Here is a 13737-nt window from a genome sequence, read left to right as displayed (position 1 = left end):
AATTCTCCGGTGTTCCACCCAGCCATCGGCATTCCAGTATGCGGGGTCCTCAGGCGGCTGCGTTCGCCGCGCCCCGCATGTATTCCTCCAGCGCCGCCGCCTCGCCGGGCGTCAGCTTCAATCCCAGTTTGGTGCGCCGCCACAGCACGTCCTCGGCGTGCCGGGCCCATTCCTCAGCGATCAGCCACTTCACTTCCGCTTCATAGAGGTCGGCGCCGAAACGGTGGCCAAGGGCTGCCTCGTTCGACGCAGACCCAAGTAGCGCGGAAGCGCGCGTGCCATAGAGGCGTACCAGTCGGCGCACATGGCCGGCGGCAAGGAAGGGGTAATTCTTGTGAAGCCTGGCGACTTCGTCGGCATAGCCCTTGGCCGGAAAGTCCCCGCCCGGCAGTGTCGAGCCGGCAGTCCACTTCGCGCCCTTGACGCCGATGGCCTCGCCGATCTTTTCGAGCGCGGATTCGCTCAGGCGACGATAGGTCGTCAGCTTGCCGCCGAAGACGTTGAGCAGCGGTGCCGCCGTCTTGTCGCCTTCGACGCGAAGAACGTAGTCGCGGGTCGCTTCCTGCGCCTTGCTGGCGCCATCGTCGAACAGTGGGCGGACGGCGGAATAGGTCCAGACGATGTCGTCCTTCGCCACCGGCTCGAGAAAATATTCGCTCGCCGCCCTGCAGAGATAATCGACTTCGGCGTCGCTGATGCGGACTTCGGCCGGATTGCCGGTATAATCGCGGTCGGTGGTGCCGATCAGCGTGAAATCGTCCTCGTAGGGGATGGCAAACATGATCCGGCCGTCCGGATTCTGGAAGAAATAGGCGCGCGGATCGTTGAACTTCTTGCGCACGACGATGTGGCTGCCCTGGACCAGGCGAACGTTGTGGACGTCGTTCTTGCCGAGCGCGCCTGCGAGCACCGCATCGACCCAGGGGCCTGCGGCATTGATCAGCATGCGCGCCCTGATCTGCCGGCGCTCGCCGGTCGCTGCGTTTTCCGTTTCGATCGCCCAGTTGCCGTTGTCGCGCTTTGCCGAGACGACGCGGGTGCGCGCCATGATCTGGGCGCCGCGATCGGCGGCATCACGGGCATTGAGCACGACCAGTCGGGCGTCGTTGACCCAGCCGTCGGAATATTCGAAAGCCTTGGCGAACAGCCGCTTGAGCGGCTTTCCGGCCGGGTCACGCGTCATGTCGAGCGTGGCCGTCGCCGGCAGCAGCTTGCGGCCGCCGATATGGTCGTAGAGGAACAGCCCGAGGCGGATGAGCCAGGCCGGGCGGGGCCCACCCTTGTGATAGGGCAGAACGAAGCGCATCGGCCAGATCACGTGCGGGGCCATCGCCCACAGCACTTCGCGCTCCATCAGCGCTTCGCGCACCAGGCGGAACTCGTAGTGTTCGAGATAACGCAGGCCGCCGTGAATGAGTTTGGTGGAGCCGGAAGACGTGCCGGAAGCAAAGTCTTTCATTTCCGCAAGGGCGACGGAGTATCCGCGGCCGGCTGCATCACGCGCGATACCGCATCCGTTGATGCCGCCGCCGATAACGAAGACGTCGAAGATTGCCTGCTCTGCCACTGCTGTTTCCCCTCCACATTTCGCAATGCACAAATTGGTGCGATCGCGAAAGCGAAATCAGTTAAAGCGAAAACAGATCGAATGTCAAACGAATGTTGCTCGAATCTCAGAACAGTCTAAAACGCCGCCTTCAAGCCTCGGTTTCGATCAGCCGAACATCGTGCTCGGCGCAGATTTTCCGTACATTATCAATCAGACAGCGGTCGGTGATGAAGGTCTGAACCTGGGAGATATGGCCGATGCGAACCGGCGCCGTTCTTTCGAATTTGGTCGAGTCGGAAACGAGGATGACATGGCGGGCATTGGCGATGATCGCCTGGGCGACTTTCACTTCGCGAAAATCGAAATCGAGCAATGCTCCGTCATGGTCGATGGCCGAGGCGCCGATGACCGCGAAGTCCACCTTGAACTGCTTGATGAAGTCGACCGCCGCCTCGCCGACAATGCCGCCGTCGGAGCCGCGAACGACGCCGCCGGTGATGACCACCTCGATCGAGGGGAAGACGCGCAAGTGGTTGGCGACGTTGATGTTGTTGGTGATGACCATCAATTCCTTGTGGTCGAGAAGCGCTTCGCCGACGGCTTCCGTGGTGGTGCCGATGTTGATGAACAGCGAGGCGTTGTCGGGGATGAGGGCAGCGGCGGCCCTGCCGATCGCCTGCTTCTCCGGTGCGGCGATCTGCCGGCGAGCATCGTATTTGACGTTTTCCTTGCCGCTCGGGAAGATCGCGCCGCCGTGGATCCGGTTCAGGATCTTGGCGTCGCAGAGGTCGTTCAGATCCTTGCGGATGGTTTGCGGCGTCACCGAAAAGCGCTGCGCCAGTTCCTCGACGAGCACGCGTCCTTCGTTCTTCGCCAGTTCCAGGATCTCCGCCTGTCGGGCCGTCAGATACATTCCGAAACCTCCCCGTTTTCGTTTTTTTTCATAATATGCAAAAACGAAAGCTGTGCAATTTCAGAAATCGGCGTTTGTCGCGAATCTGCTTTCGTCGTCGGCTATGTCGATTGCGCACGTTGCAATCGCCCCGGCGATAGGCGACTTTGACAACTACGGGAAGAGGGAAAAGACATGTTTCATCCGGCCTTGTTCAGAGGCATGAATGTGGTGGTGACCGGTGGCGGACGCGGCATCGGCCTTGAGGTGGCGCGCCAGTTCCTCGACTGCGGCGCCCATGTGTTCGTCCATGCCGGCCGATCGGTCGGCGACCTGCCGGATTTTCTGGAGACGGCGGTGATGGAGGGCAGGGCGCATGTGGCCGCTGCCGACTTTCTGGCGCCCGGCGGTGTAGATGGTCTGGCGGAAGAGATCTGCAGCCGGTTCGAGCACGTCGATATCCTCATCAACAATGCCGGCACGATGGTCGGCCGCTTTCCAGCCGCGGAGCTGACGGACGAGCAGTACCGCACCGTCGTTCAGCTCAATCAGACCTCGGTGGTCGAGATGACGCGCGCCCTGCTGCCGCACTTGCGCAAGGGCACCCATCCGGCGATCGTCAACACCGTGTCGATTTCGGCGCTGACCGGTGGCAGCGCCGGCTCTTCGATCTACTCGGCAACCAAGGCGTTCGTCTCCACTTATTCCAAGGCGCTGGCGCGCGAACTGGCGCCGGAAGGCATAAGGGTCAATTGCGTTTCGCCCGGCACCATCACCACCGAATTTCACGAGCGTTACTCGTCGCCGGAGAAACTGGAGGCGACGCGCAAGACGATCCCGATCGGCAGGCTTGGAACCGCTGAAGACTGCGCGCCGGCCTATCTCTTCCTCGCCTCCCATGCGCTCGCCGGCTACATCACCGGACAGGTGCTGGAGGTCAACGGCGGCCAACTGATCACGTGAGATCCCGGCGATGATCGACAAGCTCGAGATGTTCCTTGTTCTGGCGCGCGAAAGACACTTCGGCCGGGCCGCGCTCGAATGCGGCGTGACGCAGCCGACGCTGTCGGCGGCGATCCGCCAGCTTGAAGAACAGCTCGGAGTCATGCTTGTCAGCCGCGGTTCGCGCTTCCAGGGGCTGACCCCGGAGGGGCAGCGGGTTCTGGAATGGGCGCGGCGCATCGTCGGCGATGCTCGCACGATGCGCGAAGAAATGCGCGCGGCGCGCAAGGGCCTCTCCGGCCATATCCGGCTTGCGGCGATCCCGACGACGCTTGCCATGGTGCCGATGATCACCGCGCCGTTCCAGGAGAAGCATCCGGATGTGACGTTCTCGGTGCTGTCGACCACGTCGCTGCAGATCCTGGCACTGCTCGAAAACCTCGAGATCGATGCCGGACTGACCTATCTCGAGAACGAGCCCCTGGGCCGGGTTACCAGTGTTCCCCTGCAGATCGAGCGATATCACCTCGTAACAGCCGCCGGAACGCCGCTTTCCGATCGCGAAACCGTGACATGGAAGGAGGTTAGCAACATTCGGCTTTGTCTATTGACCGCCGATATGCAGAACCGCCGCATCATCAACCAGCATCTTTCCGAGGCCGGCGTCATCGCTCGGCCGACCCTCGAATCGAATTCGATGATCGTGCTTTTCTCCCATGTGCGTACGGGTCGCTGGGCGAGCATCATGCCGTTTAACGTCGCGAAATCATTCGGCTTTCACGAAGATATCAGGATGATCCCGATCGTCGAGCCGGATGCCCACCACACGGTTGGCCTGGTTGCGACGCATCGTGAACCATTCACGCCGCTGGTGTCAGCGCTTTTGCACGAAGCGCGCATTCTCGGCGAGCGGAATCAGGTTCAATAGGTTTTTTCTATCGACCAACGAAACAGCCTTATTGACCCTCTCGGCCAGACGGGCGAAGCTTTTCACTCATGGGCGAGGGCGTGGAGGAAACGACCTGCCCAGGCGATGCCAATTCGACTGGGCGATCCGCACAAGGGCCGCCGCAGCCGCGAGCCGGGAGGGCTCCCGTGTGAACATTCACCAGCCGCGTGCCGACGTCACCGGGCGCACGCTTGCGATCGTCGGGGAACTGAAGGGGCTCGAAGGGCCGCTGCTGCCGATCCTGCACGAGATCCAGCACGAGTTCGGATACGTGCCGCAGGACTGTCTGCCTGTGATCGCGCGGGAACTCAACCTGTCGCGCGCCGAAGTCTATGGCGTCTTTTCCTTCTATCATGACTTTCGCGAGCATCCGGCCGGTCGCCATGTGCTGAAGCTCTGTCGCGCCGAGGCCTGCCAGTCGATGGGCGGCGATCAGCTGGCCGAGCGCGCCAAACGCCTGCTCGGCATCGACTTTCACGAGACGACGCCGGATGGCGCGGTGACGCTGGAACCGGTCTACTGTCTCGGGCTCTGTTCCTGCGCACCCTCAGCGATGCTCGACGGGGAGGTGCATGCCAGGGTCGATGCCGACGATCTCGAAGCTCTCGTCGCGGAGGCCCGCCGATGACGACGATGACGACGAAGATCTACATTCCCCGGGATGCCGCAGCACTGGCGCTCGGCGCCGACAAGGTGGCAAAGGCGATGGAGGAGGCGACCGCCGCGCGCGGCCTTGACGCGACCATCGTGCGCAACGGTTCGCGCGGGCTGCACTGGCTGGAGCCACTGGTCGAGGTGGAAACCCCTGAGGGCCGCGTCGCCTATGGACCGGTCAAGGCGCGCGATGTCGCCTCGTTGCTTGACGCCGGGCTTGTTACGGGCGGCAACCATGCGCTCTGTCTCGGGAAGACCGAGGATATTCCGTTCCTGAAACAGCAGACGCGGCTGACCTTTGCGCGCTGCGGCGTCATCGATCCGCTGTCACTCGACGATTACCGCGCGCATGGCGGCCTTCGCGGACTTCAGAACGCCATTGCCATGGAGCCGATGGCAATCGTCGCCCAGGTGACGGATAGCGGTCTTCGCGGCCGTGGCGGTGCCGGCTTTCCGACCGGCATCAAGTGGAAGACCGTGCTGGAAGCGGCGGGCACACGCAAATACATCGTCTGCAACGCCGATGAGGGCGACAGCGGCACCTTTGCCGACCGGATGATCATGGAGGGCGATCCCTTCGTGCTGATCGAAGGCATGGCGATATCAGGCATCGCGACAGGCGCCACGAAGGGCTTCATCTACACCCGATCCGAATATCCGCATGCGATCGCGACGATGGCCGAGGCGATCGAGATCGCGCGCGCCGCCGGCGTGCTCGGGCCATCGGTGCTCGGTTCGGGACGCGCCTTCGACATGGAGGTGCGTACCGGTGCCGGCGCCTATGTCTGCGGCGAGGAAACGGCGCTCCTGAACAGCCTTGAGGGCAAGCGCGGCATCGTGCGGGCCAAGCCGCCGCTTCCCGCCCACAAGGGCCTGTTCGACTGTCCGACCGTGATCAACAACGTCATCTCGCTCGCCTCGGTTCCCATTATCATGGACAGGGGCGCCGCCTTCTACCGCGACTTCGGCATGGGTCGCTCGCGCGGCACGATCCCGATCCAGATCGCCGGCAACGTCAAGCACTCCGGCCTGTTCGAAACCGCCTTCGGCCTGGCCCTCGGCGAGACCATCGATCATATCGGCGGCGGAACGGCAAGCGGTCGGCCGGTCAAGGCGGTGCAGGTCGGCGGTCCGCTCGGCGCCTATTTCCCGCGCGCGCTGTTCGACACGCCGTTCGACTATGAAGCGTTTGCCGCGAGGGACGGGTTGATCGGCCATGCCGGCATCGTCGTCTTCGACGACACCGCCGACATGCTGAAGCAGGCTCGCTTTGCCATGGAATTCTGCGCGATCGAGAGCTGCGGCAAGTGCACGCCCTGCCGCATCGGCTCGACCCGCGGCGTCGAGGTGGCGGACAAGATCGCCGCCGGCATCGAGCCGGAGAAGAACCGCGAGTTGCTCGCCGACCTCTGCAACACCATGAAGTTCGGTTCGCTCTGCGCGCTCGGCGGGTTCACGCCCTATCCCGTCGTCAGCGCCATGACGCATTTTCCGGATGATTTCAAACCGGCTCCGCTTGTCGAAGCGGCGGAGTGAAGAGGAAGACCATGTCTCTCATTCATGAAATCGACTATGGCACCCCGGCCTCCCGCTCCGAAACCATGGTGACGCTGACGATCGACGGCCGCGAGGTCACGGTGCCCGAGGGTACGTCGATCATGCGCGCGGCGATGGATGCCGGCATCGAGGTGCCGAAGCTCTGCGCCTCCGACATGATGGACGCCTTCGGGTCATGCCGGCTCTGTCTCGTCGAGATCAAGGGCCGGGGCGGCATGCCGGCCTCCTGCACCACGCCGGTGGCACCAGGGCTCGAAGTTTCGACGCAGACCCCACGCCTGAAGGACGTGCGCCGCGGGGTGATGGAACTCTATATTTCCGACCACCCGCTCGACTGTCTGACCTGTGCGGCCAACGGCGACTGCGAGCTGCAGGACATGGCCGGTGCTGTCGGCCTTCGCGACGTTCGTTACGGCTATGAAGGCGACAATCACGTCAAGGCGCGAAACAACGGCGAGATCAACGCCAAATGGCTGCCGAAGGACGAATCCAACCCCTATTTCACCTATGATCCGGCCAAATGCATCGTCTGCTCGCGCTGTGTGCGCGCCTGCGAGGAAGTGCAGGGCACCTTCGCGCTGACGATCGGCGGCCGTGGTTTCGACAGCCGCGTTTCCGCCGGCATGGCCGAAGACTTCATGTCGTCCGAATGCGTCTCCTGCGGCGCCTGCGTCCAGGCCTGCCCGACGGCGACGCTGACGGAAAAGTCGGTGATCGAGATCGGCCAGCCGGAGCATTCCGTCGTCACCACCTGCGCCTATTGCGGCGTCGGCTGTTCCTTCAAGGCGGAGATGCGCGGCGAAGAACTGGTGCGCATGGTGCCATGGAAGGACGGCCAGGCCAACCGCGGCCATTCCTGCGTCAAGGGCCGGTTTGCCTATGGCTACTCGAACCATGGGGATCGCATCCTCAACCCGATGATCCGCGAAAAGATCTCCGATCCCTGGCGCGAAGTGACCTGGGACGAGGCCTATGCGCATGTCGCCGCCGAGTTCCGGCGTCTCCAGTACCAGTATGGCCGCGATTCCGTCGGTGGCATCACCTCGTCGCGCTGCACCAATGAAGAGACCTATCTGGTGCAGAAGCTGGTGCGCGCCGGCTTCGGCAACAACAATGTCGATACTTGCGCCCGCGTCTGCCACTCGCCGACCGGCTATGGCCTCGGTCAGGCCTTCGGTACATCGGCCGGCACGCAGAATTTCGATTCGGTCGAGTTCACCGACGTTGCCGTGATCATCGGCGCCAACCCGACGGATGGCCATCCGGTCTTCGCTTCGCGGCTGAAGAAGCGCCTGCGTGAGGGTGCCAAGCTGATCGTCATCGATCCGCGCCGCACCGATATCGTGCGCTCGCCGCATATCGAAGCATCCTATCACCTGCCTCTGCAGCCCGGCACCAACGTCGCCATTCTGACGTCGCTGGCGCATGTGATTGTCACCGAAGGGCTTGCCAACGAAGCCTTCATTCGCGAGCGGTGCGACTGGTCGGAATACGAGGACTGGGCAGCCTTCGTTGCCGAGCCCTATCACAGTCCGGAAGCGACCGAAGCCTATACCGGCGTCCCGGCCGATCTGGTGCGTGGAGCGGCACGGCTCTATGCCACCGGCGGCAACGGCGCGATCTACTACGGCCTTGGGGTGACCGAACACAGCCAGGGCTCGACCACCGTCATGGCGATCGCCAACCTCGCCATGGTCACCGGCAATATCGGCCGCCCGGGCGTCGGCGTGAACCCGCTGCGCGGCCAGAACAACGTGCAAGGCTCCTGCGACATGGGTTCCTTCCCGCACGAGCTGCCGGGCTATCGGCACATTTCCGACGATGCGACGCGCGAGACTTTCGAGAAGCTCTGGGGTGTGCAGATCTCCAACGAACCGGGCCTGCGCATCCCGAACATGCTCGATGCCGCCGTCGACGGCACGTTCAAGGGCATCTATATCCAGGGCGAGGACATCCTGCAGTCCGATCCGGATACCAAGCACGTGGCCGCCGGCCTTGCGGCGATGGAGTGCGTCGTCGTGCACGACCTCTTCCTCAACGAGACCGCCAACTACGCCCATGTGTTCCTGCCGGGTTCGACCTTCCTCGAAAAGGACGGCACCTTCACCAATGCCGAGCGCCGCATCAACCGTGTGCGCAAGGTGATGACGCCGAAGAACGGCTATGCCGACTGGGAGGTTACCCAGAAACTGGCGCAGGCGATGGGCCTCAACTGGAACTATCGCCATCCCTCCGAAATCATGGATGAGATTGCCGCGACGACACCGAGCTTTGCGCTCGTCTCCTACGACTATCTGGATAAGATGGGCTCCGTGCAGTGGCCCTGCAACGAGCAGCATCCCGAGGGTTCGCCGATCATGCACGTCGACGGCTTCGTGCGCGGCAAGGGCAAGTTCATCCGCACCGAATATGTCGCGACGGACGAGCGCACAGGTCCGCGCTTCCCGCTGCTTCTGACCACCGGCCGTATTCTCAGCCAGTACAATGTCGGCGCCCAGACGCGGCGCACCGACAATGTCGTCTGGCATGCGGAGGACCAGCTGGAAATCCACCCGCACGATGCCGAGCAGCGCGGCATCCGCGATGGCGACTGGATCAGGCTTGCCAGCCGCGCCGGCGAGACGACCTTGCGCACGCTGATCACCGACCGGGTGGCGCCGGGCGTCGTCTACACCACCTTCCACCACCCGACGACGCAGGCGAACGTCATCACCACCGACTTCTCCGACTGGGCGACCAATTGCCCGGAATACAAGGTGACGGCGGTTCAGGTGATGCCGTCCAACGGACCGTCGGACTGGCAGCAGGATTATGACGAACAGGCGCGGCAGTCGCGCCGGATCGCCGGCAAGCTGGAGGCGGCGGAGTAGCCTCCATGTCCGGGCCATCAACGCCGAAATTCTCAACGTCGAAAACCGTGCCCGAAGCCGCCCGTCGCAATGGGGCTTTAAGGGACGGCTCTCGTGTTGTCCCGGAGGAGACGCCGGTGGCTTTCACCTTTGGCGGCTCGACCCATGCGGTGATGATGGCGACACCCGGAGACCTCGAGGACTTTGCCGTCGGCTTCAGCCTGACCGAGGGCATCATTACCGATCCGGGCCAGATCGAAGCGATCGAGCCTTTTGCCGACGAGGTTGCGGACAATCTCGGCATCGACCTGCAGATCACGCTCAGGGACGAGCAGAACGACATGCTGCGCCTGCGCCGCCGCCACATGGCAGGCCCCGTCGGATGCGGACTTTGCGGCATCGAATCGATCGAGCAGGCCGTGCGGCCGACGCCCGACGTTTCGGCATCGACGCTTCGTCTTTCGCAGGATGATGTGGTCAAGGCGGTCGCGCTCCTGAACGGCCAGCAGCCGTTGCACTTCGAAACGCGCGCCGTGCACGGCGCCGCATTCTATGTGCCGGGCAAGGGATTGATCGCCGTGCGCGAGGACGTCGGCCGCCACAATGCGCTGGACAAGCTCGTCGGTGCGGCAGCGCGTGCCGGTTTCCGCGGATGCGACGGCGCCGTCGTCGTCACCAGCCGCGTTTCCGTCGAGATGGTCCAGAAGACCGCCGTTGTCGGCAGCCCTGTCATCATCGCCATCTCGGCGCCGACGGCGCTTGCGATCCGCACGGCGGAGGCAGCGGGCATGACGTTGATCGCGCTGGTGCGCGGCGACGAATTCGAGATCTTCACCCATGCCGAACGCATCAAGTCCGGAGCCGTCGCCGATGTCGCATGACACCAATGCCAAGCTGATCTACATGGCGAACCAGATTGCCACCTTCTTCAAGAGCCAGCCGCAGGATGAAGCCGCCCAGGGCGTTGCGACGCATATCAACAAGTATTGGGAGCCGCGCATGCGGCGAAAGCTGTTCCAGCATATCGACAGCGGCGGCGAGGGCCTGAGCCCACTGGTGCTTGAAGCGGCTTCGAAGATCAAGCGCCCGGAAGCGGCTTGAGGACTGCGTCGATCGCAGCCGGCGTCGCGGCGGGACTGCCGCACTTTACCTCGTGCCATACTGCATAATTCCTTAAATCGGAATCGATTTAAGGGCAAAATTATGCAGCAACTCAAAGTGTTACAGCGACCTTTGCGTGTCTAAATAGACGCGCGGCGCTGTAGGTTCCAGATCGCTGGATAAGAAGCTGGTCGCGACTGGCGCTGCTCGCACTTCCAGATGCATTGATGACGTGTGTTGTCGAAGTGCGATCTTGGTGCTCGGCCTGATGCCAGAAAGATTTAGGGGAAGGCGGCGACCGGTCGCCGCCTTCCCCCATTCCTGAGCGCGGGGTGCAGGGATTGCGCTCAGAAATTCTGCCATCCATCGTTTGATGGTGCGACGGCAAGGGCCTGTCGTTGTCCGCCGCGCATGGCGCGGGCGGTGGCGTGAAGTCGTGTTGTCTGCTGGCGGTCGTCAGCGTGACGCTGCGTCTCGATCGTCGCCGGTTCCTGCCCGATGCGGAACTGTCTGAGCAGGGTGTGCAGGGCTTCCGCCTCGCGCGACATGTTGTGGCTTGCGGCGGTGCTTTCCTCGACCATCGCGGCATTCTGCTGGGTCGCCTGATCCATGGAATTGACCGCCTGGTTGATCTCCTTCAACCCCGTCGATTGCTCGCGTGCGGCCTCGACGATGGCCGAGACGTTGAGATTGATCTCCTGGACCTGGACCAGGATTTCCTCGAGTGCCGCTCCCGTCTGCCCAACGAGCGAGACGCCGTTCTTGACGTGGTCGCTGGAGGTGGTGATCAGCGCCTTGATCTCCTTGGCGGCATTGGCCGAGCGCTGGGCGAGTTCTCGCACTTCCTGGGCGACGACGGCAAAGCCCTTGCCGGCTTCACCGGCGCGTGCCGCCTCGACGCCGGCGTTCAGTGCCAAGAGGTTGGTCTGGAAGGCGATGTCGTCGATGACGCCGATGATGTTGGAGATCTCGCGTGACGATTGCTCGATCTGGTCCATCGCGCCGATCGCGTTCTTAACGACATTGCCGGAGCGTTCGGCGCCCGCCTTGGTCTTGGCCACCAGCCCGCCCGCTTCCTCGGCGCGTCGGCTGGAGTCGGCGACGGTCGTGGTGATCTCATCGAGAGCCGCTGCGGTTTCCTCCACCGAGGCGGCCTGCTGCTCGGTGCGCTTGGAAAGATCGTCGGCGGACGAGCGGATCTCGCGGGCTCCAGCGGCGATAGCGCTGGCATTGTCTCCGACGGTCTGCATCGCCCGGCGGAGCCGATCGATCGCGCCGTTGAAGTCGGTGCGCACCGATTCCATGCTGGGAACGAACGGTGTCGGCAGGCCATGGGTGAGGTCGCCTTCCGCCAGCGCCTGCAAGCCGATGCCAAGTGCCTTGATTGCGCCCATGCGCTCACTGACGTCGGTTGCGAACTTGACGACCTTGTAGACCTTGCCGCTCGGATCGCGGATCGGATTGTAGGCCGCCTGGATCCAGATTTCCTTGCCGCCCTTGCCGTAGCGCACGAACTCGTTGGAGATGAATTCGCCGGCGGCCAGCTTCTTCCAGAACTCGGCATACTCGGTGCCGCGCACATAGTTCGGTTCGCAGAACATGCTGTGATGCCTGCCCTGAATTTCCTGGAGGCTGTAGCCGAGAGCATTGCAGAAGTTCTCGTTGGCCGTGAGGATTTCGCCGGCGGGAGTGAACTCGATCACCGCCTGCGATCTCGATATGGCATCGAGCTTGCCGCCATCCTCGTTCGCCTTGATCTTGGCGGCGGTGATGTCGCTGGCGAATTTCACGACCTTGTAGGGCTTGCCATTATGAAGGACAGGATTGTAGGTCGCCTGGATCCAGATTTCGCGGCCGTCCTTGGCGATGCGCTTGTAGGCGTTGGCGTCGAACTCGCCACGTCCAAGCCGCGCCCAGAAATCGCGATATTCCTGCGTCTGCACATAATCCGGCGCGCAGAACATGCGATGGTGCTGACCGACGATTTCCTGCAGGTTGTAGCCGAGCGCCTGGCAGAAGTTTTCGTTGGCCGTCAGAATTTTTCCCGTGAGATCGAACTGGATCATGGCCTGCGACTTTGAAAGCGCGGAGACGATCTGTCGTGATTCCAGGCTCTGCCCGAATGAGAACATGATTACCCTCTGGTTTGGTTTTTGTTGCTTTAAACCGGAAAGCCGGGTCTTCGTTCTTGTGCTGTCGACAGGGCGTGCGGGGCCAAGAGCGGCGCAGGCTCCGGGGACAAGGACAAATGCCGGCTTGCCGAAAATTGTCTGGTCCGTCGTCCGCCGGCCCGATCGGGGTCAGCGTTTTCTTGCTTCGAGGGGGAGTTCGAACTCGTGGGCCTTCATGCCCATGACGTCTTGCTTATGCAATCTAGATTAGTATCATGATTGTTAAGCGTGTGTTAAAATAGCAATTATCAAATCTTAGTTGTGAAAACTCGTATTCTGTTTCTAGGTTGAATTAGCAATTCATCGTTTAGGAATCGACGGCTGCGCCCGGAAACCGCATTGTCCGGACGTGAAAAGGCCGCCTTGCCCGACGGCAAAGCGGCCTTGATGCGACCCAGGATTTGTTGTTTAGGCGGCCATTTCTTCGACTTCGCGTTCCTTGAACATCCGGGCGAGGTTGAGGAAGCAGATCATGCCGTTCTCGTTGGCGATGATGCCTTCGGCAAAGCTCTTGTCGAAGGAGGCAGTCACTTCCGGAACCGGTTGCACCTGGTTGCCCTGGACGGTGAGGATGTCGGAGACACGGTCGACGACCAGGCCGATCACCATGTTGTGCACCTCGGCGACGACAATGGCGCTGCGCTCATTGGCCGTGGTCGATTTCATCCCGAGCTTGTGGGCAAGGTCGATGATCGGGATCACGGTGCCGCGCAGGTTCATCACGCCGATGACCTCGGGCGGCGAATGCGGAATGGGGGTCGAGGGGGCCCAGCCGCGGATCTCACGGATCGTGGTGGTCTTGACGCAGAATTCCTGATCGTGGAGGCGGAACGCGATGATTTCCAGCGTCTCGCCGTCGAAACCAGCCGTCCTGAGTGTGCTTGTCATCGAAGGTCCTTCCAGCTTTCCGGTCGACGCCACCAAAGGCGCGACACCGCCAAACTCGTTGCATCTCCGTGCGGTGCGGTCGCGGCAGGCGCGGCCATTGAGCCGATGGGGAGAGTTTTCAAAAGTCCGCCGACGACATCCGGCGGGGCGCAGCTGCATCATGCGCGGAGGAACCGCTTTGCGCT

General features: G+C 62.6%; 11 protein-coding genes. 7 read left to right on the top strand and 4 right to left on the bottom strand.

Going from position 1 to position 13737, the window contains the following annotated elements; all coding sequences use genetic code 11:
- Window positions 1-49: 49 nt before the first annotated feature.
- Both glpD and BC360_RS04590 read right to left on the bottom strand, forming a co-directional pair.
- On the bottom strand, window positions 50-1567 hold the full coding sequence (gene glpD, locus BC360_RS04595) for a glycerol-3-phosphate dehydrogenase (protein WP_065794447.1): 1518 nt from the start codon (window positions 1565-1567) through the stop codon (window positions 50-52).
- Window positions 1568-1697: 130 nt separating this feature from the next.
- Window positions 1698-2462 carry a DeoR/GlpR family DNA-binding transcription regulator gene (locus BC360_RS04590; protein ID WP_065780774.1) on the bottom strand — a complete coding sequence of 255 codons (765 nt, stop codon included), beginning with the start codon at window positions 2460-2462 and terminating at the stop codon, window positions 1698-1700.
- 174 nt (window positions 2463-2636) lie between these two features.
- On the opposite strand from BC360_RS04590, the gene BC360_RS04585 reads away from it, so the two are divergent.
- The 7 genes from BC360_RS04585 to BC360_RS04555 all read left to right on the top strand — a co-directional run bounded on the left by BC360_RS04585 (window position 2637) and on the right by BC360_RS04555 (window position 10493).
- The gene (locus BC360_RS04585) at window positions 2637-3404 is read left to right on the top strand and encodes an SDR family NAD(P)-dependent oxidoreductase (RefSeq protein WP_065780775.1); all 768 of its coding nucleotides are present in this window, start codon (window positions 2637-2639) and stop codon (window positions 3402-3404) included.
- A 10-nt stretch (window positions 3405-3414) separates the two neighbouring features.
- The gene (locus tag BC360_RS04580; RefSeq protein ID WP_065780776.1) at window positions 3415-4311 is read left to right on the top strand and encodes a LysR family transcriptional regulator; all 897 of its coding nucleotides are present in this window, start codon (window positions 3415-3417) and stop codon (window positions 4309-4311) included.
- A 169-nt stretch (window positions 4312-4480) separates the two neighbouring features.
- Window positions 4481-4960, top strand: coding sequence for a formate dehydrogenase subunit gamma (locus BC360_RS04575; RefSeq protein WP_065780777.1), 480 nt, complete (start codon window positions 4481-4483; stop codon window positions 4958-4960).
- Window positions 4961-4965: 5 nt separating this feature from the next.
- Complete coding sequence (locus tag BC360_RS04570; protein WP_065794499.1) at window positions 4966-6522, top strand: formate dehydrogenase beta subunit; 1557 nt, start codon at window positions 4966-4968, stop codon at window positions 6520-6522.
- Between the two features lie 11 nt (window positions 6523-6533).
- Complete coding sequence (fdhF, locus tag BC360_RS04565) at window positions 6534-9413, top strand: formate dehydrogenase subunit alpha (RefSeq protein ID WP_065780778.1); 2880 nt, start codon at window positions 6534-6536, stop codon at window positions 9411-9413.
- A gap of 5 nt (window positions 9414-9418) precedes the next feature.
- On the top strand, window positions 9419-10273 hold the full coding sequence (gene fdhD / locus BC360_RS04560; protein ID WP_065780779.1) for a formate dehydrogenase accessory sulfurtransferase FdhD: 855 nt from the start codon (window positions 9419-9421) through the stop codon (window positions 10271-10273).
- The gene (locus BC360_RS04555; RefSeq protein WP_065780780.1) at window positions 10263-10493 is read left to right on the top strand and encodes a formate dehydrogenase subunit delta; all 231 of its coding nucleotides are present in this window, start codon (window positions 10263-10265) and stop codon (window positions 10491-10493) included. The genes fdhD and BC360_RS04555 overlap by 11 nt, the downstream gene beginning before the upstream one ends.
- A 347-nt stretch (window positions 10494-10840) precedes the next feature.
- Here BC360_RS04555 and BC360_RS04550 read toward each other — a convergent pair whose 3' ends face one another.
- Both BC360_RS04550 and BC360_RS04545 read right to left on the bottom strand, forming a co-directional pair.
- Window positions 10841-12625, bottom strand: coding sequence for a methyl-accepting chemotaxis protein (locus BC360_RS04550; protein WP_065794446.1), 1785 nt, complete (start codon window positions 12623-12625; stop codon window positions 10841-10843).
- Between the two features lie 447 nt (window positions 12626-13072).
- Complete coding sequence (locus BC360_RS04545; RefSeq protein WP_025425030.1) at window positions 13073-13552, bottom strand: chemotaxis protein CheW; 480 nt, start codon at window positions 13550-13552, stop codon at window positions 13073-13075.
- Between the last annotated feature and the right edge of the window lie 185 nt (window positions 13553-13737).

The sequence above is a fragment of the Ensifer sp. LC163 genome (assembly GCF_001695855.1).
In the GTDB taxonomy this organism is placed as follows: Bacteria; Pseudomonadota; Alphaproteobacteria; order Rhizobiales; family Rhizobiaceae; genus Ensifer.
Note: the sequence above shows the minus strand (reverse complement) of the source record. Positions and strands in the feature narration are given on the sequence as shown.